The following is a 26340-nucleotide window of genomic DNA, read 5'->3' as shown; positions in this document are numbered from 1 at the left end:
AAGCCCCATTATGAAAACAGTTAAGTATATTCTTGAGAACAAGATCAAAACCATCGTATCGGTTTCCCCAAATGATTCCGTTTTAGAAGCTTTGCGAATTATGATGGAAAAAAACATCAGTGCACTATTAGTCGTTGATCAGGAGGTGTTGCTTGGCATTTTTACAGAGCGGGATTATGCGCGAAAGATCATCTTAAAAGGTCGATCTTCTGCAGGTACTGCGATACATGAGGTGATGACAGCAAATCCACATACGGTGGGGTTTAATGATGCGATCGATCACTGTATGCAATTAATGACTAATCGGCATTTCAGGCATTTACCGGTGGTTGAAAATGGTCAGTTGATGGGTATTATTTCAATTGGCGATTTAGTTAAATATATTATTGAAGATCAGAGAGAAACTATCAATCAGCTAGAGAGCTACATTAATAGCTGAGCAAATAGGCTGTGGTGAATGAGCCAAGCTTTACTAACTGATCTGAAGGTTAAAAATCTCCTTTAATCAATATCCTTTTAAATGCATAAAGGATAGGGGAGGAAGGAAATCTGTTCCGTATGCGTCGTTGATATTCCTGAATGAATAGGACTTTTATTTCATCAGAAAACCGTTCAAAATAAGGTATTAATGCCGATCCTGAAATAAATTCAAAGAGTTCATTGCTATCATGCACGATTAGCGGATATACCTTCTGAATAATATTCATTTCCTGACAACCATTTTCAAATAAAATTTGAGCATAGTGATCGATACTCAACATAGGAGAAATCTTTTTCCATCCACTTAACGCGCCGGAAAAAGGCTCTTCCTGTACAATCTCCAATAACATTTGGTTGAGGATATTCTCATGCTGAGAAGGCATTTGAATAGCCAATTGTCCACCGGGTTTTACGATGGAAATCATTTTTGGTATTAATTGATGATGATCCTCGATCCATTGAATTGCCGCATTGGAAAAAACTAAATCCCATTGTGCATTTTCATCTAATTGCGTTTCGATGGTCCGTTGTTTAAAATAAACACGATCATTTTGATATCCTTTTGATTCCTCCAGCATTTCTTTCGATGAGTCAACGCCCAATACGCATTTCGCATCATGGAATTTTTCAGAAAGCATCTTAGTCAACTCACCGGTACCACATCCCAGATCGACAATTGTCCTCATCCCCTTTTTTGAAGAGATCAGCGCTAAGAGATCGTAAAACGGTGCATACCTTTCTTTTTTAAATTTATTATATACGATCGGATTCCAAGCCATGTGTTTACAGTTTTTTGTTTAAAGGTAAAATATTCTCAGGATGAAATTTGATAAAAGATAGCATTATTTGTGGGTATCCTTTGACTGGTCATTGTAACCTGGTTACTTCGATCAAAAGAGAAGACAGGTTTACTCGAATATTTTATTGTTACAAAATTAAATAAGTGATTTTTAATCAGTAAATTACATGTATTTAATAAACTTTTAGTGTAATATTTTTTATCGTTTTTAAACCCCTATCCATTAAAGAGTGGAAAGTCCAAGAAAGCTATAGTGATGAATTTTGCTTAAGTAGTTTTTTTGTTATTTCCAAGGGCAATATTGGTTTCCCAAAATTTTCGATACTTTCAAGAAATATATATAGTAAAACTTTTTATAAAGATTGTATTTCTTTGAATTAAAGAAGTTTATGTTTATCGTTTTTATTTCTGGTATGGTCTGGTCTATTGTTTTTTACCTTGTTTTGATGGGGTCAGGAAAGAACCAGAGGCTATAAATAGATAAATTATACCATTAGCTCCTTAAATTGCACCACCAGGAGAAAAAGGTATTTTTTAGCTTTGGAGGATCATAAAGCAGTGGCTTTAGTCATTTAATAAAATATGGAGAATTCTAAAGAAATCAGCGAGTGGAACGCGGCCTTGCATGCACGGTGCCCGCGTTGTCGTACAGGAGCAATGTTTACGGGTAAGACCTACGGATTTAAAGTTCAAAAGATGAACGAAAACTGTCCGCATTGTAATTTGAAATTCGAGCGGGAACCAGGCTATTTTTATGTCGCTATGTTTGTAAGTTATGCGATGAATGTAGCAGAGTTAATAGCTGCTTGCGTAGGAACCTATTTGCTAACGGGAAATTTGGAATCGCCATGGTTATATTTAGGTGTTGCGTTAGGGACAGCCTTCTTGCTATCGCCATTAAATTATCGTTATTCGCGTGTAATACTTCTTTTCTGGCTAACTCCCGGATTACGTTATACGTCCGACTTTGCTCATCGAGCGAAGGAATAATTTACGGTAAGACTATGAGTGCATTGAAGGTTAAATAATAAGCAATACCTTTGAGACATATGAAGGCTTTCCCCGTATATGATATCATTGGTTTAGGCGTCACGCAGAACGATGTTTTAGTTAAACCCTTTGCACCTTATATTCAAGAGCATCAAAAGCTGTTGGTGCCCCATCGGCATTCTTTCTTTCATGTAGGTTACTTTACAGCAGGAAGGGGTACTCATACGATCGATTTTGAACATTTCCAGGTAAAGCCTTTTCAGATTTATTTTATGGTCCCGGGACAAGTTCACCATTGGAATTTTGAGGGGGAAATAGCGGGTTATGTACTTAATTTTTCTACTTCTTTTTTCCAATCATTCTTAATGCGACCAGACTATCTTAACAATTTTTCTTTTTTTAGCGGGATTGCAAAAGATTCCGTTTTAGATCTTCCCCCTTCTCTTCAAATAAAAATCAAAAAGATTTTTGAGGATATGATTGACCTTCGAGAAACCATTAATCCGATGAATCTAGATACATTACGTGTAAAAGCCTTGGAGCTGTTTCTGTATATCAGCGCATCATATACAGGAAAAAATCAGGGGAGTTCTTTGGTCAATCAAACCGTCATTAGAAATTTTCAACGTTTAATAGACCAGAACTTTCAAACCCTGCGATTACCGAAAGATTATGCAAACCTTTTGTATGTGACCCCCAATTACCTTAATGCGCTGTGTTCTGATATGTTGGGTATGTCCGCTGGAGAATTGATAAGAAATCGAATTGTGTTAGAAGCAAAACGCTTGCTTGTTAATCTGGAACTCCCCATTTCCTCCATTGCATATGAATTAAATTTCAACGATAATTCATATTTTACAAAATTCTTTAAAAAGCATGTTGGCGTAACGCCTGAGGAATTTAGGAGGCAATTTTAGAAGTTAGCGTTATTGATTTCACTATTTTAATTTTAAATTGCTTAAGGTGGGACAACAAAAATAAAATCGTTAGTGCAATTTCAGTGTCGAATAATCAGCGATCAACAGTTCATTCTGAACTGATTTCATAAAGTACGAATAAGAAGCAATTATTTTTCGAAATTAGTTCCTATGAATGAAGAGTTGAGTGTAATCAAAACCATGTTATACAGTCACTGTCAACAAATAGTGAACGAGCGGATTTATCATGCAGAACAAGGGATTCTCCATGCAAAAGATGCAGCGAAGGGTGACACAAAAAGCAGCGCGGGAGATAAATACGAAACTACCAGGGAAATGATGCAGCAAGAAATTGACCGAAATGAGCGTCAACTGGCAGAAGCAAACAAGTTGAAGTATCAATTGGATGGTGTTCCTATTACATCGGTGAGCAACACTATTCAATTGGGGAGTTTGGTCAAAACCAACGATGGCTTATTTTTTTTGTCAATTTCCCTTGGAACAGTAGAATTGACATCCTATCGTTTTTTTGTCATTTCGCCTATCTCTCCTTTTGGGCAAGTTTTGCTTGGAAAACAAGTGGGGGATTGCGTTGAATTCAATAGAAGAAATTACGAGATACTAGCGTTCACATAAATGAGGCCGTTTGTGTCCAATTTTTAAAATTCGATTGTCTTACAAGCAAAACAGATAAATCGAAATGATGAAAAAGTATGAGCTCTTCTCGATATCTATTTCCAGTGAAGATGATCCAAATAAATTTGGCCTCCTGCACCGGTGATCTAGAGAAAAAAATTATTGTACGTTTAAAAGAAAAAGTAATGAATGAGTTTTTATTAATATTTCGCAGATCTTTTGCCGGCGATGAAACACCATCGCCCGAACAATTGCAAGCAAGCATAAAACCCTGGCAAGACTGGCTGGGGAATATTGCTGCACAAGATAAGTTGGCGAGACCATTGCAACGATGGGACGCCAAAGGAAAAGTAGTTACGAGTAATAAGACAGTTATAAATGGACCTTACGCCGAAATTAAGGAATCTATTGGTGGTTTAATTATCGTTAAGGCCCAAGACTATGAAGAGGCCGTCGAAATAGCAAAAGGTTGTCCTGTTTTGCAGATGGGAGGGAATGTTGAAGTAAGGTTGGCTGTCCCTGCTGATTATCAGGGGTAAATCCACTAGAAATCATGGATGAGAAAGAGCTTTTACCACATTTATTTCGGACAGAGTATCGTAAGTTGGTTTCGGTACTCTGTTATCTGTTTGGCATAGAGCATATAGAAATAGCAGAAGATATTGTAAGCGATACATTCCTTTCTGCCAGTGAGTCATGGAGTATAAAAGGAACACCCGATAACCCGACTGCATGGTTGTATACCGTTGCTAAGAATAAGACAAAAAATCATTTAAAACGGCATAACCTATTCGAGCAAAAACTGTCGCCGGACCTAAAATACACTGCTGAAAAATTTGAGGAATTGGAGATTGACCTATCCGCTAAAAATATTAACGATAGCCAATTGGCGATGATCTTTACCGTTTGCAATCCCTGTATTTCAAATGAAGCGCAGATCTCCTTAGCCCTTAATTTGTTGTGCGGTTTTAGTGCACAAGAAATTGCGGACGCCTTTTTAACAAATAAAGAACTTGTCTATAAACGGATTCAGCGCGCAAAGGAAAAGCTAAAAGAGGATAAGGTGCAGATTGAACAGCCAAAATTAGCAGCGATTAATGCTCGATTGGATACCGTTTTAACTACTTTATATCTACTATTCTCGGAGGGATATTATTCCACTTCGCATCATACTGTTCTGCGAAGAGACTTATGTGCCGAAGCAATGCGCCTAACCTATTTATTAGTGGAAAACCAATACACGAATAAACCTTCTGTCAACGCGTTGTTGTCCCTTATGTGTTTCCATTCATCGAGATTTGATGCGCGTTTACAGAATGGTGTGATGATTTTATACGATGATCAGGATGAGCGTCTCTGGAATGTGGAATTAATTGAAAAAGGAATTTACTATCTGAATCAGGCGTCTCAAGGCAGACAGTTAACCAAATTTCATTTGGAAGCAGGCATTGCCTACTGGCATACCCATAAAGAAGATACAAAGGAAAAATGGGAAAACATTCTTCAACTTTATAATCATTTACTCATTTTAGAATACTCGCCTATCGCAGCCTTAAACCGAACATACGCATTAGCTAAAAGTAATGGCAAGGAAGAAGCTATTAAAGAAGCGGAAAAATTGAATCTTATTGATAATCCATTTTATTACTCGCTACTTGGAAATTTGTATACCGGATTGGATAATAGAAAAGCAAGCGCATTTTATAGAACTGCTTTGACCCATACACGGTCTGATGCCGAACAGGTCATCCTCAAAAAATTTATTGAACAATTACTACATTAACCCGTCTTTCGGTTTCCTCACCCATTTGTTCATTAGCGGACAATATATCGTTCATTTTCGAACAGTATGAATTAAGGTTTTTTTATTTATTTTACTGATAATCAGTTGTTTGATCTTTTGGAACGATAATGTTATTTATTGGCATAAATAATCATTGGAGAAAAATATGGTTGGTGATCTCCATCGTTCCAATGCGAATAATAGTATTAACAATAAATAGAGAAATTATGAAAACGCTCGTATTAGCTAGTCTAATTGCAATTGCAAGTACAGGAAGTACATTTGCTAATCAATCAACAACATCTATCCCTGATCATTACAAAAACAGGATGGAAACCGTTAATTTAAGTAAGAAAGTTGATGATTTAGAAAGTCAGATTGAGTTCCATCAACGAAATATTGCCATTTTTTGGAATCAATACGATCTTATGGTTGCACGTATTCAAAACAGCAAAGGGAATCGGGTAGAGCTCGAAAGTGATAAGGATTATTTTGTTAATGTACATAAGCAAAATATTCAAAAGGGAGTGGCTATCGAAGAAAGTAAAAAGGCTATCGAACAAATTGAAAAAAAATTTCAAAAAGAACTTGCTAAGCGCGAAGCTTACGAAGCAAAAGAGATCGCCCGTATGCAAGGGTCTTTAAAAGAAGCCTTAACATTAGAACAGCGTAAAGTGGATAGGTTACGGACAAAGAACGAAAAATCAGCTAACCATGATATATTGGTAAAGTTGCAAGAATTAGATCGTTACTGTTCCCAATCAATTCAACGTTTAGCTGATCTTCAGCAAAATTCCTACAGAATAAGTATAGCTTCCGAGAAATGATATCACCATTGAAGGATTAGGATTTAAGTCGACAAGGAAGGCACAGAAACCATCGTAATTTAATATAAAGCAATCTGTTAAAAGGCAACAGGTTGCTTTTTTTTTATTTTATGGACAGAACTACCAGCTAAAGCTTGCTGAAGAAACTTTTTTGTTTACCTTTGTATTGTTTGTAATCAATCTAATTAATAATAGTATCCATAAATCAGGCGATTATGTACAGTACGGTTTTTCTTTTACTTTTCATTGCCTTTTACCTTTTATATAACCTTTCTCAACGGGTTCCAAATAAGGAAAAATCAAGAGTTGCCCTATATTTTCGAAATCGAATCAAATTAACACGAATGTTCAGCCTGATTTTCGTTTTGGTGACATCGGTTTTGCTGGTAAGTCAACTAGGGATTGGTTCGGGTATTTTTAGTGTAGTGCTGGTTTTGATGGCATGTGCTAGTTTCATTGTTGTACTATCTCCTTTGCGCTACCTTCGTTTTCGACATTTACTTGTCATTTATTTTTTTTCCATCCTCTTTGAAACATTTATCTTTTAGTCATGCCAGCTAATAAAAAGTATTTGACTTCCTCTCCGTGGCAACGATGGATGAAAATTACCGCAGGCTTTTTCGGGGGATATGGCGTTATGATAACCTTCTTCCTGATGCTGGCGTGCTTCTTTGAAAAAAAGAACGTCATTGTAACAGGCGCAGTAACGGGCTATGTCCTCTGGGCTTTACTCTTATTATTTGCTTTTCTATCCAAGTCGTGGTGGAAACCTTGGATCATATATTTAGCATTGAGCCTAATTTTTTTACTACCCTACCTGCTAAAATAGCATCGTTATGAATAATCGAAATTATAATATTTACTTCCACACCCACACGATAAGCGGAATTATCGTCGCTGCGATGCTCTATGTTATTTTCTTTGCTGGCTCATTTTCTTTCTTTAAAGACGAAATTAGCACATGGCAAAGCGGAAAATCAGCCAAAGAAGTAAAAAATAAAGGATTACCTTACCAACTGCTTTTGGATTCGCTCGACGCAAAATATAACCTGGCCGGACGAGATATTAACTTTTATCTTTATCCAAATACGAGCCATTGCTACGTAAACATGGCGGCTTCTAAGGATACGCTTCATAATGCAAAAGCAAAGGAGCAAGCCTATGTGGGCTACGATTTTGCTGAACGCAAAGAAAAGAGCTATGCCGAATCTTATGATATGGGTGAATTTCTCTATCGATTGCATTTTTTGGCCCAGCTCAATCAGGCAATTCCACTTCGAATAGGTTATCCCGTTGGTTATCTGATTGCTGGTTTGGTGGCCTTCCTTTTTCTGTTTGCATTAATTACAGGTTTGTTGCTACACTGGAATAAACTGGTTTCCAATTTTTTTCTGTTCAGACCCTGGTCTAAATGGAAAACAATGTGGACAGATTTGCATACGGTTTTGGGCGTAATCGGTTTTCCTTTTCAGTTCGTTTTTGCCCTTACCGGCGTCATCTTAATAGTCAATACCGTTTTTCTAGCGCCTTTTAGTCAGTTGCTTTACAAAGGCAATATGGAGAAGGTATTCCAGGACCTGGAATATGCGGCAGCCGCTGAAGCTACTTTTGTAGGTAAGCCATTAACGTTTACCCCTAATATCCAAGAATATATAGACCGAACACAAAAAAAGTGGCCCAACGCGTTTTTTAATCGTGTAACTATTAAAAACTACGGGGATGAAAGTATGTTGCTAGCGATCGAATCGGAGGCGGATCGTCAGCATAGCTTTGCCGGAACCGGACAAATCACTTACGAGATTAAAACAGGAAAAATCTTAATGAATCGTTCGCCCTACGATACGCCAACCTATATTGCCTACGTTAAAAGTTTTATATATCGGTTGCATTTCGGTGATTATGGAGGATACTTCGTTAAGTTAGTCAACTTTATTCTGGGACTAGGGGGCTGTGTTGTTATTATTTCCGGTATCTTGATCTGGCTAGTTGCGCGCGATAAGAACAACGTGGCCTCTCATAAGAAAAAGTTCAATTTTTGGTTGTCTAATATTTTTTTAGCGGTCTGTTTAACAATGTTCCCGGTAACCGCCTTCTCGTTTATTTTGATCAAATCCATTGGTCAAGTAAATCAAAGCCTTATTTACCAAATTTATTTCTATAGCTGGCTAGTAATAAGCCTATATTACCTGATTAGGAGGAACCTTAGACGAACTAATTTGGAAACGTTGTTTTTGGGTGGCGTATTCGCATTGTTGGTTCCTATTGCTAGCGGTGTTTTCTCTGGAAATTGGCTTTGGCGTACGTGGGCCAGGCATGCAACGGATATTCTCTTGATCGATTTACTGTGGATATCATTAGGGCTATTAGCGCTTTTTGCTTTTGCGAGGATTAGAAAACAACAAGCAATTAGCGCTATTTAATATTAAATACAAGCGATGTCATATATGAAAAAGTGTTTAAATATGTGTTTTTTTAATATTCGTTTCTCTTTTTAAGGAAAAAAACAGGAAAAACCCTGTGTTTTTTTGTGAATAATCCTCTGGTCTTTTTCGTTTTTCTCTCGTTTCTTTGCAACGAAATTTATCTATCAAAAAAAGAAAAACAATGGACAAGCACTACGGTGAAATTATTGAAAGAACGATCAGGCGAAACGGTTATAGTATAAGTGAACTAGCCAGGATCATGAAAGTGAATAGAAGATCGATCTATAACTGGTTCGGTCAAGCAAAATTCAAAGCCGATATTATCTTTAAAATCGGTTGCGCTTTAAAACATGATTTTTCTAATGAATTTCCGGAGTTGTTTTCCTCAGAGGAATTTCAACAAGCATTTTCCAATAGTAAATTCACAAGCACCCCCCAAATAGTGGAAGAAATAGAAAAGGTAAACTATTGGAAAGACAAGTATATTAATTTATTGGAAGAATACAATCAAATTCTTGCCATGCAATCGGCAGGTTTAGGCTCGAGATCCTACGCTACCTATTAAAAAATGATAAAAAGACGCCTATCTTTAGAGGGCGTCTTTTTTGTTGACACATACTCCATATCAAAAGCGACTTTTAGAGCAACTTGAGGAGATTGTGCTATTTCTCCAGGCAAAATGTATTCGCACGCAATCTATAAAAGGTGTTTAAGGCCCGTGTAAGGAGTTGCCGTAGTAGGATTACCTCTAATCGCCAGAATTTCGTTATATTCCTCTAGTAATGAAATATATTTATCCTTCCAATAATTTATTTTTTCCAATTCGCTGGCTAAAAAATCATCACTAAAAGATCTACTTTTGTTAAATGCCTGCTGAAAATCTTCCGGTGAAAACAATTCAGGGAACTCGTCTGAAAAATCGTGTTTTAAAGCACAGCCGATTTTAAAAATAATTTCAGATTTAAACTTAGCTTGATTAAACCAATTATAGATAGACCGCCTGTTTACTTTCATCAGTCGTGATAGCTCACTGATGCTGTAACCATTACGTCTAATGGTCCGCTCAATAATCTCACCATAATGTTTGTCGATGTTATTTCTCATTTGGTTGATAATTTTATTAACACAAAGGACTGCGTAAAAAAATGTAAAAACTAGAGGAAAAAGGACAGAAATAAACGGGGTATTTCCTGTTTTTTTACCACAGTTTACCCGATTATAGGAAGTTGGTGTGTCTGCAAAAATCTTTTTATACATATTAATAGGCTCCATGTGAAAGAGCAGGTAGCAGTAATAGATTCGCAGCAAATAACCGTTAAAAGTTGTTAAGCATTTTGTGAAAATGCCAATGACAGCGTAGATTTGCACTATCATAATTTAGGTTTATAATTGGTTAATAAAGCCTTCAATCTCCCCGGTTGGAGGCTTTCTTTTGAAGATTTCAGTAATACTATTCCGAATATTCAATTCAATATAATGCTAAATCGATTTTGTAACATTTCTAGTGCATTGTAAGGATGAGAGTACGAATGTATATATTTGAGAAGCCAAGCATAAATATAAAATGAATAACCAAAAAAAAAGCGCCTTAATATTAATAACACTATTGTTTTTTTCTTTTTTAACTAGGAGCCAAACGAAACCAAGCTATACACAATATGTAAATCCATTCATTGGAACAGCACCGCTCACAGATCCAAAAATTCTTGGATATGAACTTCCCACAGGTTGGCGATCGTGGGCAGGGCTAACTTTTCCGGGAGCTTCATTACCAAATGCAATGGTCCAGTTAAGTCCCATAACCGAATACGGTTCGGGTGCGGGTTATGAGTATGAAGATTCAGTGATCTATGGTTTTACGCACACAAATAAGGGACACTGGAATCTTTGTAATATCCCAATACTTCCCTTATCGAATCCCACTGATTCTTTCGGTTCTAAGTTTTCACATAAAAACGAACAAGCTTCGCCGGGGTTTTATCAAGTATATTTGGAAGATTATCAGGTTGATGCTAAGTTTACAACAACGCTTCGTTGTGGGTACCATCACTATACGTATAAAAATACGACTGATCGACAGATACTCTTTGACCTCGCCAAAGCTAATAACCGAGTGTCTGCATGGAAAATTGATCAAGTAGGTAATAGAGTTCTACAAGGTTTTCAACAAACAGGTGAGCGTATATACTTCTATGTGCTACTAAATACGGATATCGAAAGACTTGAAAACAACCAAGTAGAGAACGGAAAGGGTTTTGCTATCGTACACATAGCAAATGGAAGCAAAGCCCCCGTCGAACTTAAAATAGGTTTGTCGTTTGTTAGTATTGAGAACGCTAAGCAAAATCTTTTGCAGGAAATAGGGGCTAAATCTTTTGCTGAAATCCAAGAAGAGGCTCGTCAACAATGGAATGAAATATTATCATCGATTGAAGTAAAGGGAGGAACGGAAAAACAAAAGGAAATGTTGTACTCATCTCTTTACCGTTCATTGTTATGGCCCGCTTTGCGTAGCGACTTAAATGGCGAGTTCACTGATGCAAAAGGACAGGTAGACAAGGCGGATTTTAATTACTATACGGAACCATCCCTATGGGACACTTATCGGAATAAGGACGTACTTTTAGGCTTGCTGGCACCAAAGGTTGCGCTGGATGTCATTAAATCAATGAAAGACGTTGGAGATAAAACAGGATTTATACCTACCTTTTTTCATGGCGATCATGGAGCTTCTTCTATTGTCGGTGCGTATTTACGTGGTATTACTGATTTTGACGTTCAGGGGACTTACAAACTCTTATTGCGGAATGCAAATATGACAAATGGTGCTCGTCCCTATATTGACGAATACATCCAGAAAGGCTATATATCAGATCCTGATATTACAAACCCGCACGTAGAAACAAAGGGAAAAGCGGGTGTTTCAAAAACGCTTGAATATGCCTATGACGATTATTCCCTAGCCCAAATGGCTGAAAAACTGAAGGATAGTGCTAATTACAAACGTTTGATGATTCGCTCCAAAAACTACAAAAATGTATTTGATCCAGCTACGAAATTTATGCGGGGTAGATTGGAAAACGGCGATTGGATAAACCCTTTCAATCCACAATATCCTTATTATGAATATATGTACAGAGAGGCTAACGCTTGGCAAGTGTCCTTTTTCGCTCCGCATGACATGAAAGGGCTGATTAAACTATACGGAGGAGAGAAAGCTTTCGAGGCTAAGTTAGACTCCTTATTCACTGTTCCTTGGAATCCGAATTATATTGCGCGAAATGTAGAGACCATGATTGGCCAGTATTGCCATGGTAACCAACCGGATCATGAAGCTCCTTTTGCCTATTATTTTATTGGAAAACCCGAAAAATCTCAACGAATTATCGATTATATTCTAAATAATCTGTATGGCATAGGTGATGATGGCCTGGCCCTTTGTGGCATGGACGATGCCGGTGAAATGTCATCATGGTACGTACTAAGCGCTCTGGGTTTATATACGTATTCTGCAACAGATCCGACATATCTTGTGTCTGTTCCACTTTTTGATGAAATAAAGTGGCATCGAGGTGAAGGAAAATCACTCACTATAAAGAAAGAGGGGGCCGGAAGAGTGCTGAAGAATATTATCGTGAATGATAAAATAAATAAAGGCTATTTTGTATCACATGACCTATTTCTTGCGGGTGGTGAAATAAAAATTGAAACGAAATAATGGCTGGCTGAAACGGAATAATCACTTGGAAGATGGATCTTGATTTTATGTTCCATACTTCCAAGTGGTTCAAAATGTGACTATTTTTCTTTTGTGCCGTAGTTTATCATCCAGCGAACACCGTATTTATCTTCAAAGGAACCGAAATAATCACCCCAGAACATATCCGCCATTGGCATTTCGACTTTTCCTCCAGCAGATAATCCATTAAATAACCTATCGGCCTCTTCGCGACTGTCCGGTGTAATTGAAATGTAGTTATTATTTCCTACATTTAATTGATGCCCTGCCGATTTTAGGCAATCTGAAGCCATTAAGAATTGGCCGTCGCCGATAGGAATAGCAACATGCATCGCGTAATCTTTTTCATTGTCCGGTAAATTTTCAGTTCCGGGCGCATCGCTCATTTTTTGGATAAACAGCTCACCGCCAAAAATCGATTGGTAGAACTTAAATGCTTCTTCTGCCTGGCCGTCGAAGTTTAAATAAGGATTGAGTTTCATTTATATAGTTGTTTTGTTAATGTTTATCAGATGTTAGCGATCAAAGCTAATATAGTTTCATATATTACACTTGATCGTAAATATATTATTATTCCATTGAATATAAGCCGAAGGAATTTCCTTCGGTATCCACGCAAATAGAACAATAGCCATATTCGCCGATGGAAAATTTCGATTTGTGAACATTCCCTCCTGCAGCTTGTACACGGCTCTCTTCCACACTACAGTCCTTACAGGGGAAATAAACAATGGTGTTGAGACAAGCACCATCACCTTCTTTTGTGCCAGGCATTTCGATCAGCGCACCGCTTACATGATCGGACTGCTCTTCAGGCGAACAAAAGAACGACATTTTCATTTCAACAGGTGCTTCCCCCGGCGGACATTCGGCATCAAAGAATTTTGTGTTCAGAACCGCTTGGTAAAAAGCCTTGGCCCTTTCAAGATTCCGGACATAAATTTCAAACCAGCATATAACATTGTTTTTCATGATTCGAAGTTTTTAATTGTTAGCTATTTTTTATTCTCCTCTCACTGTTAACATAACAAAGGTATTATATGTTTATGGAAATGAGGAAGGGGCTTTGTGCCATTTTTAGGGTGTATTTAAGACATCCCTTATCGCATGATTCTCCAACCATTAAAGCTTTATTCTAAGTAATGGTTTGTTTAAATGCATAAAAATGCTGAAAATTGTAATACAAACACTTATCGTTTATTGAACCGCTAATTATGATTCGGCAACAAAAGCTTTTTGCTATTCTTTTTAATAAGAGATTACCATTGTTATTCTACTTTTTTCTGTGTTTTTTATCCGAGCGAATGGTGTTTGGACAAGAAACGCTTGTAAGGTACTTATCAGGAACAGATAAAGATCATACCGTTGACTGGGACTTTATGGTCTCCGCTGGTGCAAATAGCGGGCGCTGGACAAAAATTCGTGTGCCTTCAAATTGGGAGACACAGGGGTTCGGAACTTACCACTACGGTTGGGAAGAGGACTTTAGTAAAAATGAAATTGGTTATTATAAGTATAACTTTTCAAGTGATCCAAAGTGGAAAAATAAAACCGTAAAGCTAGTTTTCGAAGGCTCCATGACGGATACTGAAGTGAAGATTAACGATAAATCAACCGGTGAGATTCATCAAGGTTCTTTTTATCGATTTAAATATGATATCACTAAATTACTGAAGAAAACGGGCGATAATCTTTTGGAAGTTAAAGTCAGTAAAATATCAGCTGATACTTCGGTCAATCGTGCTGAACGGATGTCGGATTTCTGGGTGTTCGGCGGTATTTTTCGTCCCGTATATTTAGAAATTACGCCGCAGACACATATAGAATGGACGGCTATTGATGCGAAAGCAGATGGCAGTTTCTTAATGGATGTATACACAGAAGGAAAGTTAGCACATGGATATGTGGAAGCGCAGATAAGCGATTTAGACGGAAAGCCTGTTGGTGAGGCATTTCAAGCGAAACTTGATCACAAATCAGGGAAAGTAACGCTGAATAACAACGTAATGAAGCCGGCATTATGGTCACCTGAATTTCCCAATCGTTATCAGGTAGTTGTTAGATTACGAGACGATAAGGGCAAGGTCATTCACAGTAAGGTCGAAAAGTTTGGGTTTCGAACCGCTGAGTTGCGACGTGGAGAAGGCTTTTTCGTGAACGGTGTGAAAGTGCGTTTTAAAGGCGTTAATAGACATAGCGCATGGCCTACCTCTGGCAGAACAATGAGCAAGGAAATCAGTGAGTTAGATGTCAATCTTATAAAAGATATGAATATGAATGCGGTTCGTATGTCCCACTATTCTCCTGATGCTCATTTTTTAGATGTTTGCGACTCGCTCGGACTGTTTGTGATTGACGAATTGACGGGCTGGCAAAAAAAATACGATACAAACGTCGGACGTAAATTACTTAAGGCGATGGTTATGAAGGACGTAAATCATCCTTCTATCGTCATCTGGGCTAATGGAAACGAAGGAGGGAATAATCATGAGCTCGTTGCCGATTATGCAAAATATGACCCACAAAAGCGCACGGTTATACACCCATGGAATATTTTCGACGGTACCGACACACAGCATTACAGAGCTTATGATTGCTGTGTCGGATCGTTATATAATGGAAAAGAAGTGTTTTTCCCTACTGAATTCTTACACGGACTCTACGATGGCGGACATGGTGCAGGACTGGAAGACCATTGGAATTTAATGAAAAGTAAACCGCTTTCTGCAGGTGGTTTTTTATGGTCTTTTGCAGATGAGGGAGTGGTAAGGTTGGATCAGGAGGAACGCGTGGATATAAAAGGTAACTTGGCTCCCGATGGAATACTTGGACCTTATCGTGAAAAAGAAGGAAGTTTTTATACCATTAAAGAGATTTGGTCACCTATAAAGATAGCTCTTGATAAGCTCCCCCAAAACTTTGATGGCTTACTTCCTCTCAGCAATGATTACCTTTATACTAATCTCAATCAGATTAGGTTCAGCTACGAATGTCGGCAACTACCGGCACCCTATGGGGCAGATACCATCGTGAAAATTCTTGAAAAAGGTGATTTACAAGGACCGAATGTAGAGCCTCAGCAAAATGGCTATTTACGCTTACCTTTTCAGCATGATTTAGCGAAGACCGATGTGTTAGCACTTACCGCTAAAGATCCTTACGGCCGGGAGATTTCCACGTGGACTTGGTCACTAAAATCACCAATTGAAATGAACGAAAGATGGATCAGTACAAAAATAAGCTGGCCTATTTCCGTTGAAGAAACTAATAATACCTTACGTTTACAATTGAATAAAACTACCATTGCTTTTGATACAAAAAGTGGCTTATTGCAAAATGTGATTAGTAACGGCACGGTAATTCCTTTAACTAATGGCCCGCAATTGGCAGTAGGAAAGACATCTTATGTAGGTATGAAACATTACAAAAGAGGAGACAGTCTTTATGTGGACGTTCAGTATACTGGTGCTTGGAAGAAGGTGCGCTATATATTGGCTCCGAACGGTTTATTAACATTGGAATATGCATACAATGTTTATAATTCCAATCCGCATAATGAGTATCCCTTTTTAGGAATTAACTTTAATTTTCCTGAAAATTTAATTACCGGTGTTCGGTATATGGGGCGAGGGCCTTATAGAGTATGGAAAAATCGGATGAAGGGAAATACCTTCGGTGTTTGGAACAAGAAGTACAACAATACAGTCACGGGCGAATCATGGGATTATCCAGAGTTTAAGGGTTATTATCGCGATTTCAATTGGGTTGTGATAAAAAATAAAGCAAAGGATTTTATCGTATATAATGGAAGTGATAAACTGTTTTTGCGGTTGTATACGCCGGAAAAACCAAAAGGCGCAAGGAATGAAAACAATTCTCCCGATTTTCCTGACGGTGACATTTCATTTTTGCACGCAATTAATGCCATCGGCACCAAATTTGACCGAGCCGTGGATCACGGACCTCAAGGACAACCTAATAGAGTGGGCTTTAATGCCATTGAAGGGACGCTGATATTTGATTTCGATCCTAAATTGCAGTAGTAGCCTTGCATAGATAGCCCCTACGTGTAAAAGTCGAACATATCGGCTGCTCAGGTGAATTCAGACGGGGTTTTTATCTGTTTTTTCGATCTTGCTTGCTCTCTGAAAGGAAAGTGTTTTTATTAGTTTTTCAGGATCGAAAAAATGATTTAAAGGGCCACGCCCTTTACCCGTTAAGACATCCATTCCGTTTTTGATTGCGTTGTACGTATAGCATTGTCCCGCAATTATTGCGCTTTCCATAGGGAAATCCCGAGCCAAAAAGCTTGTAATAGCAGATGATAGTGTGCAGCCTGTTCCATGTAGATTATTCGTTTCCAGTTTAGCCGACTCATAGGAATGGACTTTACCTTGATTGTCGAAATATAAGGACGTAAGCGTAGAAGACTGCAAGTGGCCTCCTTTCAATAAAACATTCGTAGCTCCCAACTTCAAAATCCGTTCGCCGGCAATATACATATCCTCCAGAGAGCTGATTTTCATTTCCGCAAGTACAGCAGCCTCATCGATGTTGGGGGTAATAAGATCTGTTTTCGGAATTAGCTTTTCCACAATAGTAGCTACAGTTGCATCTTGCACTAGTCGATGTCCGCTGCTTGCTACCATCACGGGATCGAAAATAAGTGGAACTTTTGGGTATTCTGAGAGGGTTTCCACGATGATATCCACTAAAGTTGCTGTGTGCACCATTCCAACTTTTATAGCTTTTGGAAAGATGTCGCTCAATAGGACTCTTATCTGTTCCTGTATGGCCTGATCCGGGACAGCATAAATCGCTTGAACCCCTTGTGTGTTTTGAACGGGAAGTGCTGTTAACACCGAGGTAGCAAAGCATCCCAATGCGGAGAAGGTTTTGATGTCTGCCTGAATTCCCGCGCCACCACTACCGTCAAAGCCGGCAATTGTCATGGCAATAGGGTATATATACTCTTTTTGCATTTAACGGATTATTACTTTTCCCCCACTACATCAGTTCGAGCAACTTCAAAGCATGCACCCCATGCTTCTTAGCAAAATTAAAGCTAATGTACAAATCTTTAATAAGGGTAGAAAACAAGTCTTTACTTGATTTCGTTCAGCAGCGTAATTGCATCTCATGTTTGCGATTTGTTCATCTCGTTAGACCTTTATATATATCTTCCTACGATCAAGTAACCATCCTATACACCAACAGAAGAGCATATAACACAGTGCAAAAAATAAAGATCCCGCCGGACCTGGAAGCAATTTCTGAAATAAGTGTATATTGATGTAGTCAAATAAGGAGGTTCCGCTTAGCGGGATTAAAAATAAGGTGATCAAAACAATTTCAGATAGTAGGTAGATGAACAGTGGGTTTTTGCCAAATATGGTGAAGAAGTTGGTCCAGGTTCTGGGTTTGCCGTTGCTGTTTTCTGAAATAGGTATTAATAAAGGAAGGATTAACATATCTAAACTGATGGTTAAGAGCGCAAATGAACTCGACCATATTTTTTTATTTATCGGAAAGGTTTGATTCCAAATACAAGCAATTAATACACCAACTGCTCCAATTGCCAACAATTTACCGAGACTCTGTGCTGTTCCACCTTTTTCTTGTAAATACTTGCCAACAAGATACCCTGCTAGTGTATTCGTGATGGCTGGTATAGTACTCAATAAACCCTCCGGGTCAAAAATAATTCCATGGCTATGATATAGATGAGATTCCCCCATCAACCATAAATCAAGTTTGAATATAGCGTTTCCTTCTAAAGAATAGGGGGCATCCGCGCCAAAAATAAATAGAAGGAGCCAATATATTAATAATAAGCCGATCGCTAGCCAAACTAAATACTTTCGTCGAACATAATAAACGACAAGAGCGGTGAAGAGATAACATAAGGCAATACGTTGTAAAACACCGAATATACGTGTATCATGTAGTGGAAACGAGACGATTTCATGTTGCTCTGTAATTTTAAAGAAAGGAAACCAGTACATTAAAAAACCTAATAAAAAAATCAATGCTGATCTTTTAAAAATCGTTGAAAGCACCTGTTTCGATGAAAGATATTGAAATTTCCTTTCAGAAAAGGAAAGGGCATTTCCAACGGCAAATAAGAATGAAGGAAAAACAAGATCTGTGGGGGTAAATCCATGCCATGAAGCATGATTCAAAGGCCAGTACGGTGTAGCCCCTGAACCTGGACTGTTTACAATGATCATAAAACATATCGTCATTCCTCGAAATACATCCAAGGCGGTGAATCGTAATTTCTGCTCCATCATTTAGTTATTGCTCGGCTTGTTATTCTTTGAAGTTTAAGTATATAACCACCTTAAGCTCCCTTTATCGCATAACAAAGAGGAAGCTTAAGGTGGTTATATATATGCAATTTACAAAAATGGCTTACAATTACAATTGTTTTCTCTTAAGAGATATAGAAACATACAAGTAGCAGCCTGGGATTTAGGGCGTATTCGATAGGAATTCAACCCAGTTTACATTGTACCCGATGCCTTCAAACTCCAAACGGAGAATCTTATTATTTCCGGCCGGTATTGTGACGTTATTTAATGTGAAATTTTGATAAGTTTCCCAGCCGCCTGTATTTGTAATGTCAACTGTTCCAAGTGAGACACCATCAAGTTTTACCGTTATCTTTTTACCCGTGGCCGCATCACCGCTTGCTACGCGTAGATTGATGTCATAGGTGCCCGCCACCGTGTTTGATAGGGTATAAGCTAACCACTCTCCCGGGTTTATATAACCAAGTGTATATCCACCGCCCGTGTCATTTGTGGTGCCTAGATCGACAGGCGTATCGCGATATACATTTCCGCCCTGATTGTCGAAGGTAGTTTCATGATATGCGACATCCTGACCACCCTCATCAAAATCTTCAACCTCAATTCTACCGGGAATAAGATGCGTCTTGAAAGCTGTCTGCGGCCCGGGTGTAAAACCTCCTGCTTGATGATGGTTTTGCAATTCGAAGAGCCAATCACGTATAAATTTTCCCTGATTTTCACCGCTCATTAAATTCCAATTCCAGTCGAAGATCTGCGGTTTCCAATAATTGTCAAAAATGTAATTGAGCCAACCGATATGTGCATGGCTATCCATGTACGTACGGAACTGTTTTCCCCAACCGCCCGATGTACCGTAAGTTACATTGTCGGAATAATCGGGGTCAGCATTCCAGCCAAATTCACTTATTACAATGGGGATGCTATTTGCCGCATTACCAAATCGAGTATCCAAACTGCTGGTACTGGCTGGCTGATTGGGATAAATATGATATACATAAGCCATATTCGAATCATTAAATGGATCAGAAACAGCTTGGTTTACTCTGGTACTCCATTGTGGATTACCCATCAAAATCAGGTTATTGGGCGCAACCGCTCGAATGCTATCGACAACAGGTTGAATAAAACTCTTCCATGTTGTCCAATTATCAGGACTAATAGGTTCGTTGTAAACTTCGAAGATGACTTCCGGATTATTTGCATAGTGAGGGGCAACATAGTTCCAAAAATCGATCACTTTTGATTGTGGTGTTCCACCATCGCCATAATTGGCAACGAGATGGAGATCAACAATAACATATAAACCCAATGAAATAGCTTGTTGTACAAAGGGATCAATATGATTGGTAAAGGCAGTGGCTGGATCGCTATAACTTTGATGGACACCGATGCGCACAACACGAGAAAACCATCCCTGACTGGCATTCGCCTGCAAAGCTAACATTTCACTTATCGGCCGTGGGCTACACGTGGTACATTCGTCGTTACTTTCATTTGGAAGAAGCGAAAAGCCTCTAAGCGTAACGGGGTTCCCAGCAGCATCTTTGATCTGATTGCCGTCTACATGGAGCCATGGCAAAGGTGAGTTGACACGTTTGGGCGTGCTGGACGCCTGTTTTTCCGAAAGAGATCCCTTTGGATCAATCGGGTTTGTTTCACAGGATGTTAATAGAAATACCATCCCGATGAGCATACTGCCCATCAATTTTCTTTTGTAATGAGTGGATATCATAATCGTTTTGGTTTATAAATGTTAATATCCCAAAGGCTCATAGCGGCCTTTAATAAAATTGATTTAGTATAAAATACAAAAGAAGCATTTTTGTTTTAAAATAATAAAATAATTATCTGATGACTTACATAATTAGTTCACGTCACTCCGCGAGGTGGTATTTCTTTTGGGTGCTAATTTTTAGGCAATATAATCCATCATCGAGATTATGCTCGATATACAATTGACATCCCCGGTATTGATACCACGGGATGTTTTTAATGATGAGAAGAATGGGGGAGACTTTCGCTTATTTACAGCGATCTTTAATCAAATCTAAAAGGTGAAGCGAAATAGCCTGTCCTATTTGTTCAGTCGTTTCCATTCGTCCTTCAGGTTTAGAATCCTTCGTGACTGTAAAGGCTATTGCAGCCATCATTTGATCACGGGCCTTCAATAGTTCTGATAAATCTCTCGTAGTTGTTTTCATGTTAGTGTTGATTTAAAACTTTTATATTCAATGAATATAAGGTATCTTGTCCGCTTACAAAAATTCAAAAACTAGATTAGTAAATCTTTAAATAAATGTTACTATAGCGTGTTTACAAGTTACGAAAAATTTAGATAAGCCTAATGAACTTTTTCGAAAATTTACAGTTAAAAGCGAAGAACCTGACTCCTAATCAGGTTCTGCTTAATTTTGATAAGGCTTTAGTGACCGTTTTCTTCTAAAGAAGCCAATCTTGCCAGCATTTCTACACAAGCTCCTTCATGTAAGATTTCCCACTTGTTTTGCGTGGTGCCACCTCTGAAGTCGCTGTTTAACAAGTTTGTGCCGGCATTGCGGCAGTCGGATAACCAAGCATGACTGAGTGTTTTTTCATAAGCCGTGATATAAGTTCGATCCTTGTCGATCTTATACAACTCAATATAGCCACGCAACATAATCGCTTGAAACCAAACATGACCAGGTTCCAATATTTGGAATGATTCGCCGAGTATCGAAGAGTTGAAAGGAATAAACCATTTAGCATAGGCAGCCTGTGCAATATTTTGGGCATCAATAAGATACTGTTCCTCATGGGTGATGTTGTATAGGAGAGAGGCTGCCTGCATTGGCTGCCCGGCATTATAGGTGTACTTTTCTTTCGCAATCACTAACGCACTATTGGGATCATTTTCATCGCTCAGATGTACATTGTCCCAATAAAGATAATCACTGGGGTCTTGCAATGTACTTTTCAGCCAACTATATAAATTTTTAGCACTTTCAAGATAGCTACTTTCCTGCGTGGCAAGATATAATTTGGCAGCCAAAACTGCGGCAGGTGCAGTAGAGCATGTGTTTTTTGAATTTCCTCCTTCTTTCCAATATACGCCTCCGCCCATGAGTGAGTCGGTGCCCGATAAAATAAAATTCCATACCAACTCGGCTCTATCCAAATATTTGCTGTCGTTTGTTAATGTATAAAGATCTATCATATCTAATCCCACCCAAATATTGTCATCATAATACCGTTCATCACCGTCCCCTGGATAAACAGCATAGGCTTCCGGTCCTCCATTTCGCGTATTACGAAACATATCAATGGCAGTTAAAAGACGATTGTCATAGGCATTTTCGTACTTACTTTTGTATTCCGGGAATCTTTCCGCCGCTTCTTTCAAAGCGGTATAACCGGAAAATGCAGCGCCGTGTCCCCAAATAACTGCCGCTCCGTCCCAATAACCATCGCTATGTGGATAGGTATTCGTCCAAATATCGCGCGGTTTACCATCGAGAAATAGTTGCGTAATCGATGTCATTAATGTATCAGCTCGCCGTAAGAAAATTGGCGTGTCTATCGCAGACTCATTGTTTGCAATCATTTTTGCATCTTTTGATGCATTGATCACTTCCTTTTGGCAGGAGCTTAGAAGCAATAATAAAAAGAGAATCGTGTTGAAAGATAAGTTTTTCATTTTTGTTATTGTTTTAGATTTATATAATTAATGTGGATTTAACTAGAAAGGGAAAGAGCGTTAACAGTGGCAGGTAACCATAAATAGGGGTGTGCATATCGATCATAATTGGTGTCCTATTGTGGGCGCCAGCCAGCGGATTTCGTATACATAATTCATGCAATTTGCTGACAGCTCTTAACTAAAACGTTTTAAAATTCGTTTTGTTTGCATATGTTAAGCGTGTTACTGATCTTTCCTGGTACCGCTTTTTTACCGCTATTCTTTTTCACCTTCTGGCGGACCACCTAAATTTATGTATGTTTGCGCCATGTTTGATACAGAAGCATTACTAAATCAAGGAGGTTTATTTTTTTTAATTTTTTCGGTTTATGGACAAATTGGTTTGATTTTTCTGTTTTTCTTACCAAGTGGAGGTTTTATGTTTACGGCGGGTGTCCTTATTGCCGCAGGAAGATATCACTATGACTTAGTCACGCTTTGCCTATTACTAATAATAGCGGCCATTGCCGGAAATATTACGGGATATATTTTTGGGAAAAAAATTGCGCCTTATCTTCATAAACGGAATGATTCTCGATTTTTCAAACAAGAATATCTGCTAGCGGCCCAAAGATTCTTTCATAAACACGGTGCCATAGCCATTTCCATTGCTTTGTTTTTCCCTGTGATACGTACTTTTGTACCAATAATGGCTGGTATTACCAAAGTTTATTTTTATCGCTTTCTGGCATACGCGACACTCGGTTCAGTTTTTTATGTGATAAGTTTTTCACTGACCGGCTACTTTATTGGTAAAGTGCCCGTGTTAAAACCCTACCTCAATTATATCATCGCAGTTATTATTCTCGGTTTAACATCACCCGTTCTCATCCGCATTGTCAAAGCAGTTAAGGGCTTGTAGTATTAGTTTTTCTTTTTCGGCAAGAAGCCGTAGTAGTTTTTAAAAGCTCGAATAAAAGATGCGTCAGATTGGTAACCGATGAGCGCAGCAATAGTACCCAGCGAAAGTACACCTTCTCGAAGTAGGCTTTGACTATATTCCATGCGTAAGTGATTAATGTAGCCGAATACAGTATATTTAAACAGTTTTTTGAATCCTTTTTTTAGCTTGAATTCATTAATTCCAGCTTGTCTAGCCAGCTTAGCAAGCGTATGTTCCATTAGAAAATTATTATCTAAGAATGCTTTTAAATCATAGAGCAAATCAATATCCCGTTGGTTGAATGGCAGATGGCCCTGTTTTGAAGTTATTAAAGATTCACTGAACGATAGCAGTATGAGCTCTTCAATTTTGTGATGAATATAAACCGGTTTAAGGATGTCGATAATCGGTGGATCAATGATCAATTGAAGCGTTTGATGCAATACTGGACCAAAATGTTTTGCTTTGTCAAATAAGCTGAAAGGTTGATTTCTGATAAGTTTTTCTGTTGAATTTTGCCAGTTGTTTCCAAAAGTTGTTAACAAAGAAGCCAAATACTGTTGATTTATACCAATACACACATAACTGTAGACGCTTTGCTTTGGGAACGAAAAATTGCTAATTGGGTCAACACAATTCATGATATTGAATTCTCCTCGTTTCATCGGTAGCGCCTGCTTAAAACAAGAGATGTGGGCATCGGAATAACCTCTGAGTTGAAAATGAAGACTTACGTGATTAAAATCTCGAAAGTTGACGACCCGCACATCTTCTTGAAATGAGGAGTCAAATTGAAGTATATTAAATTGGGCACTGTGAAAGGTACGCGTGGTAGCCTTAAATTGATTGTCATAAGCAATGGCTTTACATTGATCGTTTACTGCATCGGCAAATTGCCTATCTACGAGTTGTGTAAATTCATGATCATATAAGGTGTACATAAAAATCCGTTTGTGCTGGTTAAAATCCTTTTTTGTACTCGATATCCATAAGCAAAATTAAATATTTGCTACATGAAAAAAGAAGTATCCTACAAGCAGATCAATATACAATATTGGAAGCGGCAAGCTCATTTTAATTTTTTTAGATCATTTGAAAAACCATTTTGGGGAATCACAACCCAATTAAACTGCACGAAGGCTTTTGCTTATTGCAAAACTTATCGCATTTCTTTTTTTTGCTATTACCTATATCTTTCGCTCCGAGCTGTTAATTCGGTGCAGGCTTTCCGTTATCGTTTGTGGAAAGAGGAAGTGTTGGAATACGAAGAGATCGGAGGGTCCATTACCGTTCTCAGGCCTGACGGAACCTTCGGATTTGCCTATTTTGATTTCCATCATGAATTTGAATACTTCCAAGCTGAACTGAAAAAGGTAATAAATATAGAGAAGCAATCGAAGGGTTTGCAGACGGACCCAAGTTGTCAACATGTTATACACTATTCTGTGCTTCCTTATCTTTCGTTTACCCAAATGGAACATGCTCTATATGGTGGAAGTAATGACAGTATACCGAAGATCACTTTTGGAAAATACAGCGTACAACAGCAACAGCTATTACTTCCAATGTCGATACACGTTCACCATGCGCTGTGCGATGGTATAGACGTTGGAAAGTTTGTGGCTGAATTTCAGCAGTATATGGAAGTGTAGCTAATTTTTCCTTGTTGAAAAGTCTTTTCGACATGAATACAGTCATCTTTACAGGAAGGGTATTCGGTCTAAAAATTTCGTGTGTGAATAAAAAACGATATCTTTATTGACCATAGTAACTATAGAATACCATATTTATGAAGAAAAAACTATTTTTAGGCCTGACGTGCAGTTTACTGCTGGCTGTTACCGATCCTTTTAGTGCACAGGCACAGGTGGCACCGATCCATACAAATACTGTGTCAGGAGGGGAGCTTATTGGTCGTTGGGATATTACTGTTGATGAAAACGGTAAATCAGCACCTTCTTGGTTGGAGGTGGAATTATCGGGCTTTAAAACACTTGTAGGACGCTTTGTCAGCACCGGCGGAAGCGCTCGGCCTGTAGCTAAAATTAATTTTGAGAATGGTAAGTTCAGTTTTGCAATTCCCCCACAATGGGAGCAAGAAGAGCGTGATCTTGTCTTGGAAGGAACGGTATCGGGTGACCGTATTCAAGGTTCGGTTACAACGAGTGCGGGTACTACCTATTCATACACGGGAGTAAGGGCGCCGTATTTGACAAAGACAGCGCAACCTGCATGGGGAAAACCTATTGAGCTGTTTAATGGGAAAGATCTAACGGGATGGAAAGCGCTTGGCGACAAAAATCAATGGATTGTAAAGGACGGAATATTGACGAGTCCGGAATCGGGAGCAAATCTGGTGTCAGAAAAGAAATTTAATGATTTTAAGTTGCATGTGGAGTTTAGATATAAAGAAGGAAGTAACAGTGGTGTTTATCTGAGAGGTAGGTATGAGGTGCAGATAATTGATAACCCAAAAACCGATCATCCCAATAGCCATTTATTCGGTGGAGTCTATGGTTTTTTAGTACCCAGTGAGATGGCGGTAAAAGGACCGGCTGAATGGCAGAGTTATGATATTACCCTGGTGGGTAGAATGGTTACTATTGTAGCCAACGGAAAAACAATTATTGCTAATCAAGAAATACCGGGAATTACAGGTGGTGCACTTGATAGCAATGAAGGTGAGCCCGGGCCTATCTATTTCCAGGGAGATCATGGTCCAATTGAGTTTAGGAAAGTTGTCATTACACCGGCAAAGTAATCTTGTATATAAAAAAACAATAGCCGGCATCCTCATTAGATCGCCGGCTATTTGTTTATCTCAATGATAT

Annotated in this window: 25 protein-coding genes; 15 read left to right on the top strand and 10 right to left on the bottom strand. The window is 38.5% G+C overall.

What is annotated here, in order from left to right:
* Positions 1 to 10 precede the first annotated feature (10 nt).
* Positions 11 to 439 carry a CBS domain-containing protein gene (locus tag RYH73_RS08755; RefSeq protein ID WP_335313039.1) on the top strand — a complete coding sequence of 143 codons (429 nt, stop codon included), beginning with the start codon at positions 11 to 13 and terminating at the stop codon, positions 437 to 439.
* Between the two features lie 49 nt (positions 440 to 488).
* Here the strand turns inward: RYH73_RS08755 and RYH73_RS08750 are convergent, their stop codons facing one another.
* Positions 489 to 1259 carry a methyltransferase domain-containing protein gene (locus tag RYH73_RS08750; protein WP_335313038.1) on the bottom strand — a complete coding sequence of 257 codons (771 nt, stop codon included), beginning with the start codon at positions 1257 to 1259 and terminating at the stop codon, positions 489 to 491.
* A 602-nt stretch (positions 1260 to 1861) separates the two neighbouring features.
* On the opposite strand from RYH73_RS08750, the gene RYH73_RS08745 reads away from it, so the two are divergent.
* The 9 genes from RYH73_RS08745 to RYH73_RS08705 all read left to right on the top strand — a co-directional run bounded on the left by RYH73_RS08745 (position 1862) and on the right by RYH73_RS08705 (position 9420).
* Positions 1862 to 2269, top strand: coding sequence for a DUF983 domain-containing protein (locus tag RYH73_RS08745; protein ID WP_335313037.1), 408 nt, complete (start codon positions 1862 to 1864; stop codon positions 2267 to 2269).
* A 59-nt stretch (positions 2270 to 2328) separates the two neighbouring features.
* Positions 2329 to 3186 (top strand): helix-turn-helix domain-containing protein, encoded by an 858-nt coding sequence (locus tag RYH73_RS08740; protein WP_335313036.1) that lies wholly within the window; start codon positions 2329 to 2331, stop codon positions 3184 to 3186.
* Between the two features lie 171 nt (positions 3187 to 3357).
* Entirely contained in the window at positions 3358 to 3822 is a 465-nt protein-coding gene (locus tag RYH73_RS08735; protein WP_335313035.1) for a 3-oxoacyl-ACP synthase, read from the top strand.
* A 110-nt stretch (positions 3823 to 3932) separates the two neighbouring features.
* On the top strand, positions 3933 to 4361 hold the full coding sequence (locus RYH73_RS08730) for a YciI family protein (protein WP_335313034.1): 429 nt from the start codon (positions 3933 to 3935) through the stop codon (positions 4359 to 4361).
* Positions 4362 to 4375: 14 nt separating this feature from the next.
* Positions 4376 to 5605: an RNA polymerase sigma factor gene (locus tag RYH73_RS08725; protein ID WP_335313033.1), complete on the top strand. Its 1230-nt coding sequence runs from the start codon at positions 4376 to 4378 to the stop codon at positions 5603 to 5605.
* Between the two features lie 128 nt (positions 5606 to 5733).
* Positions 5734 to 6432: a hypothetical protein gene (locus RYH73_RS08720; protein WP_335313032.1), complete on the top strand. Its 699-nt coding sequence runs from the start codon at positions 5734 to 5736 to the stop codon at positions 6430 to 6432.
* Positions 6433 to 6982: 550 nt separating this feature from the next.
* Positions 6983 to 7261: a hypothetical protein gene (locus RYH73_RS08715; protein ID WP_335313031.1), complete on the top strand. Its 279-nt coding sequence runs from the start codon at positions 6983 to 6985 to the stop codon at positions 7259 to 7261.
* A gap of 7 nt (positions 7262 to 7268) precedes the next feature.
* Entirely contained in the window at positions 7269 to 8852 is a 1584-nt protein-coding gene (locus RYH73_RS08710; RefSeq protein WP_335313030.1) for a PepSY-associated TM helix domain-containing protein, read from the top strand.
* Between the two features lie 184 nt (positions 8853 to 9036).
* The gene (locus RYH73_RS08705; RefSeq protein ID WP_335313029.1) at positions 9037 to 9420 is read left to right on the top strand and encodes a helix-turn-helix domain-containing protein; all 384 of its coding nucleotides are present in this window, start codon (positions 9037 to 9039) and stop codon (positions 9418 to 9420) included.
* Positions 9421 to 9551: 131 nt separating this feature from the next.
* Here RYH73_RS08705 and RYH73_RS08700 read toward each other — a convergent pair whose 3' ends face one another.
* Positions 9552 to 9947 carry a helix-turn-helix domain-containing protein gene (locus RYH73_RS08700; protein ID WP_335313456.1) on the bottom strand — a complete coding sequence of 132 codons (396 nt, stop codon included), beginning with the start codon at positions 9945 to 9947 and terminating at the stop codon, positions 9552 to 9554.
* A gap of 472 nt (positions 9948 to 10419) precedes the next feature.
* Here RYH73_RS08700 and RYH73_RS08695 point away from each other — a divergent pair, with 472 nt between their 5' ends.
* Positions 10420 to 12573 (top strand): GH92 family glycosyl hydrolase, encoded by a 2154-nt coding sequence (locus RYH73_RS08695; protein WP_335313028.1) that lies wholly within the window; start codon positions 10420 to 10422, stop codon positions 12571 to 12573.
* Between the two features lie 80 nt (positions 12574 to 12653).
* Here the strand turns inward: RYH73_RS08695 and RYH73_RS08690 are convergent, their stop codons facing one another.
* Together RYH73_RS08690 and RYH73_RS08685 are read right to left on the bottom strand one after the other, a co-directional pair.
* Positions 12654 to 13076, bottom strand: a complete 423-nt coding sequence (locus tag RYH73_RS08690; RefSeq protein WP_335313027.1) for a VOC family protein — start codon at positions 13074 to 13076, stop codon at positions 12654 to 12656.
* An 88-nt stretch (positions 13077 to 13164) separates the two neighbouring features.
* Positions 13165 to 13566 (bottom strand): VOC family protein, encoded by a 402-nt coding sequence (locus RYH73_RS08685; protein WP_335313026.1) that lies wholly within the window; start codon positions 13564 to 13566, stop codon positions 13165 to 13167.
* A 332-nt stretch (positions 13567 to 13898) separates the two neighbouring features.
* Between RYH73_RS08685 and RYH73_RS08680 the strand changes: the two genes are divergently transcribed.
* The gene (locus RYH73_RS08680) at positions 13899 to 16637 is read left to right on the top strand and encodes a glycoside hydrolase family 2 protein (protein WP_335313025.1); all 2739 of its coding nucleotides are present in this window, start codon (positions 13899 to 13901) and stop codon (positions 16635 to 16637) included.
* 60 nt (positions 16638 to 16697) lie between these two features.
* On the opposite strand, the gene thiD is transcribed toward RYH73_RS08680, so the two are convergent.
* The 5 genes from thiD to RYH73_RS08655 form a co-directional block, all read right to left on the bottom strand.
* Positions 16698 to 17576 (bottom strand): bifunctional hydroxymethylpyrimidine kinase/phosphomethylpyrimidine kinase, encoded by an 879-nt coding sequence (thiD, locus tag RYH73_RS08675; protein WP_335313024.1) that lies wholly within the window; start codon positions 17574 to 17576, stop codon positions 16698 to 16700.
* A gap of 180 nt (positions 17577 to 17756) precedes the next feature.
* Positions 17757 to 18887 (bottom strand): acyltransferase family protein, encoded by a 1131-nt coding sequence (locus RYH73_RS08670; RefSeq protein WP_335313023.1) that lies wholly within the window; start codon positions 18885 to 18887, stop codon positions 17757 to 17759.
* Positions 18888 to 19068: 181 nt separating this feature from the next.
* A complete protein-coding gene (locus RYH73_RS08665; RefSeq protein ID WP_335313022.1) occupies positions 19069 to 20643 on the bottom strand; it encodes a cellulase family glycosylhydrolase in 1575 nt (524 codons plus the stop codon).
* A 289-nt stretch (positions 20644 to 20932) separates the two neighbouring features.
* Positions 20933 to 21112 carry a hypothetical protein gene (locus tag RYH73_RS08660; protein ID WP_335313021.1) on the bottom strand — a complete coding sequence of 60 codons (180 nt, stop codon included), beginning with the start codon at positions 21110 to 21112 and terminating at the stop codon, positions 20933 to 20935.
* A gap of 221 nt (positions 21113 to 21333) precedes the next feature.
* Positions 21334 to 22584, bottom strand: coding sequence for a glycoside hydrolase family 76 protein (locus tag RYH73_RS08655; RefSeq protein ID WP_335313020.1), 1251 nt, complete (start codon positions 22582 to 22584; stop codon positions 21334 to 21336).
* A gap of 310 nt (positions 22585 to 22894) precedes the next feature.
* Here RYH73_RS08655 and RYH73_RS08650 point away from each other — a divergent pair, with 310 nt between their 5' ends.
* Positions 22895 to 23488 carry a DedA family protein gene (locus RYH73_RS08650; protein WP_335313019.1) on the top strand — a complete coding sequence of 198 codons (594 nt, stop codon included), beginning with the start codon at positions 22895 to 22897 and terminating at the stop codon, positions 23486 to 23488.
* A 2-nt stretch (positions 23489 to 23490) separates the two neighbouring features.
* Here the strand turns inward: RYH73_RS08650 and RYH73_RS08645 are convergent, their stop codons facing one another.
* A complete protein-coding gene (locus RYH73_RS08645) occupies positions 23491 to 24450 on the bottom strand; it encodes a helix-turn-helix transcriptional regulator (RefSeq protein ID WP_335313018.1) in 960 nt (319 codons plus the stop codon).
* Positions 24451 to 24522: 72 nt separating this feature from the next.
* On the opposite strand from RYH73_RS08645, the gene RYH73_RS08640 reads away from it, so the two are divergent.
* Both RYH73_RS08640 and RYH73_RS08635 read left to right on the top strand, forming a co-directional pair.
* Positions 24523 to 25161 (top strand): CatA-like O-acetyltransferase, encoded by a 639-nt coding sequence (locus tag RYH73_RS08640; RefSeq protein WP_335313017.1) that lies wholly within the window; start codon positions 24523 to 24525, stop codon positions 25159 to 25161.
* A gap of 137 nt (positions 25162 to 25298) precedes the next feature.
* A complete protein-coding gene (locus RYH73_RS08635) occupies positions 25299 to 26270 on the top strand; it encodes a 3-keto-disaccharide hydrolase (RefSeq protein WP_335313016.1) in 972 nt (323 codons plus the stop codon).
* Positions 26271 to 26340: the final 70 nt, after the last annotated feature.

Source organism: Olivibacter sp. CPCC 100613 (genome assembly GCF_036959255.1).
In the GTDB taxonomy this organism is placed as follows: Bacteria; Bacteroidota; Bacteroidia; order Sphingobacteriales; family Sphingobacteriaceae; genus Olivibacter.
Note: the sequence above shows the minus strand (reverse complement) of the source record. Positions and strands in the feature narration are given on the sequence as shown.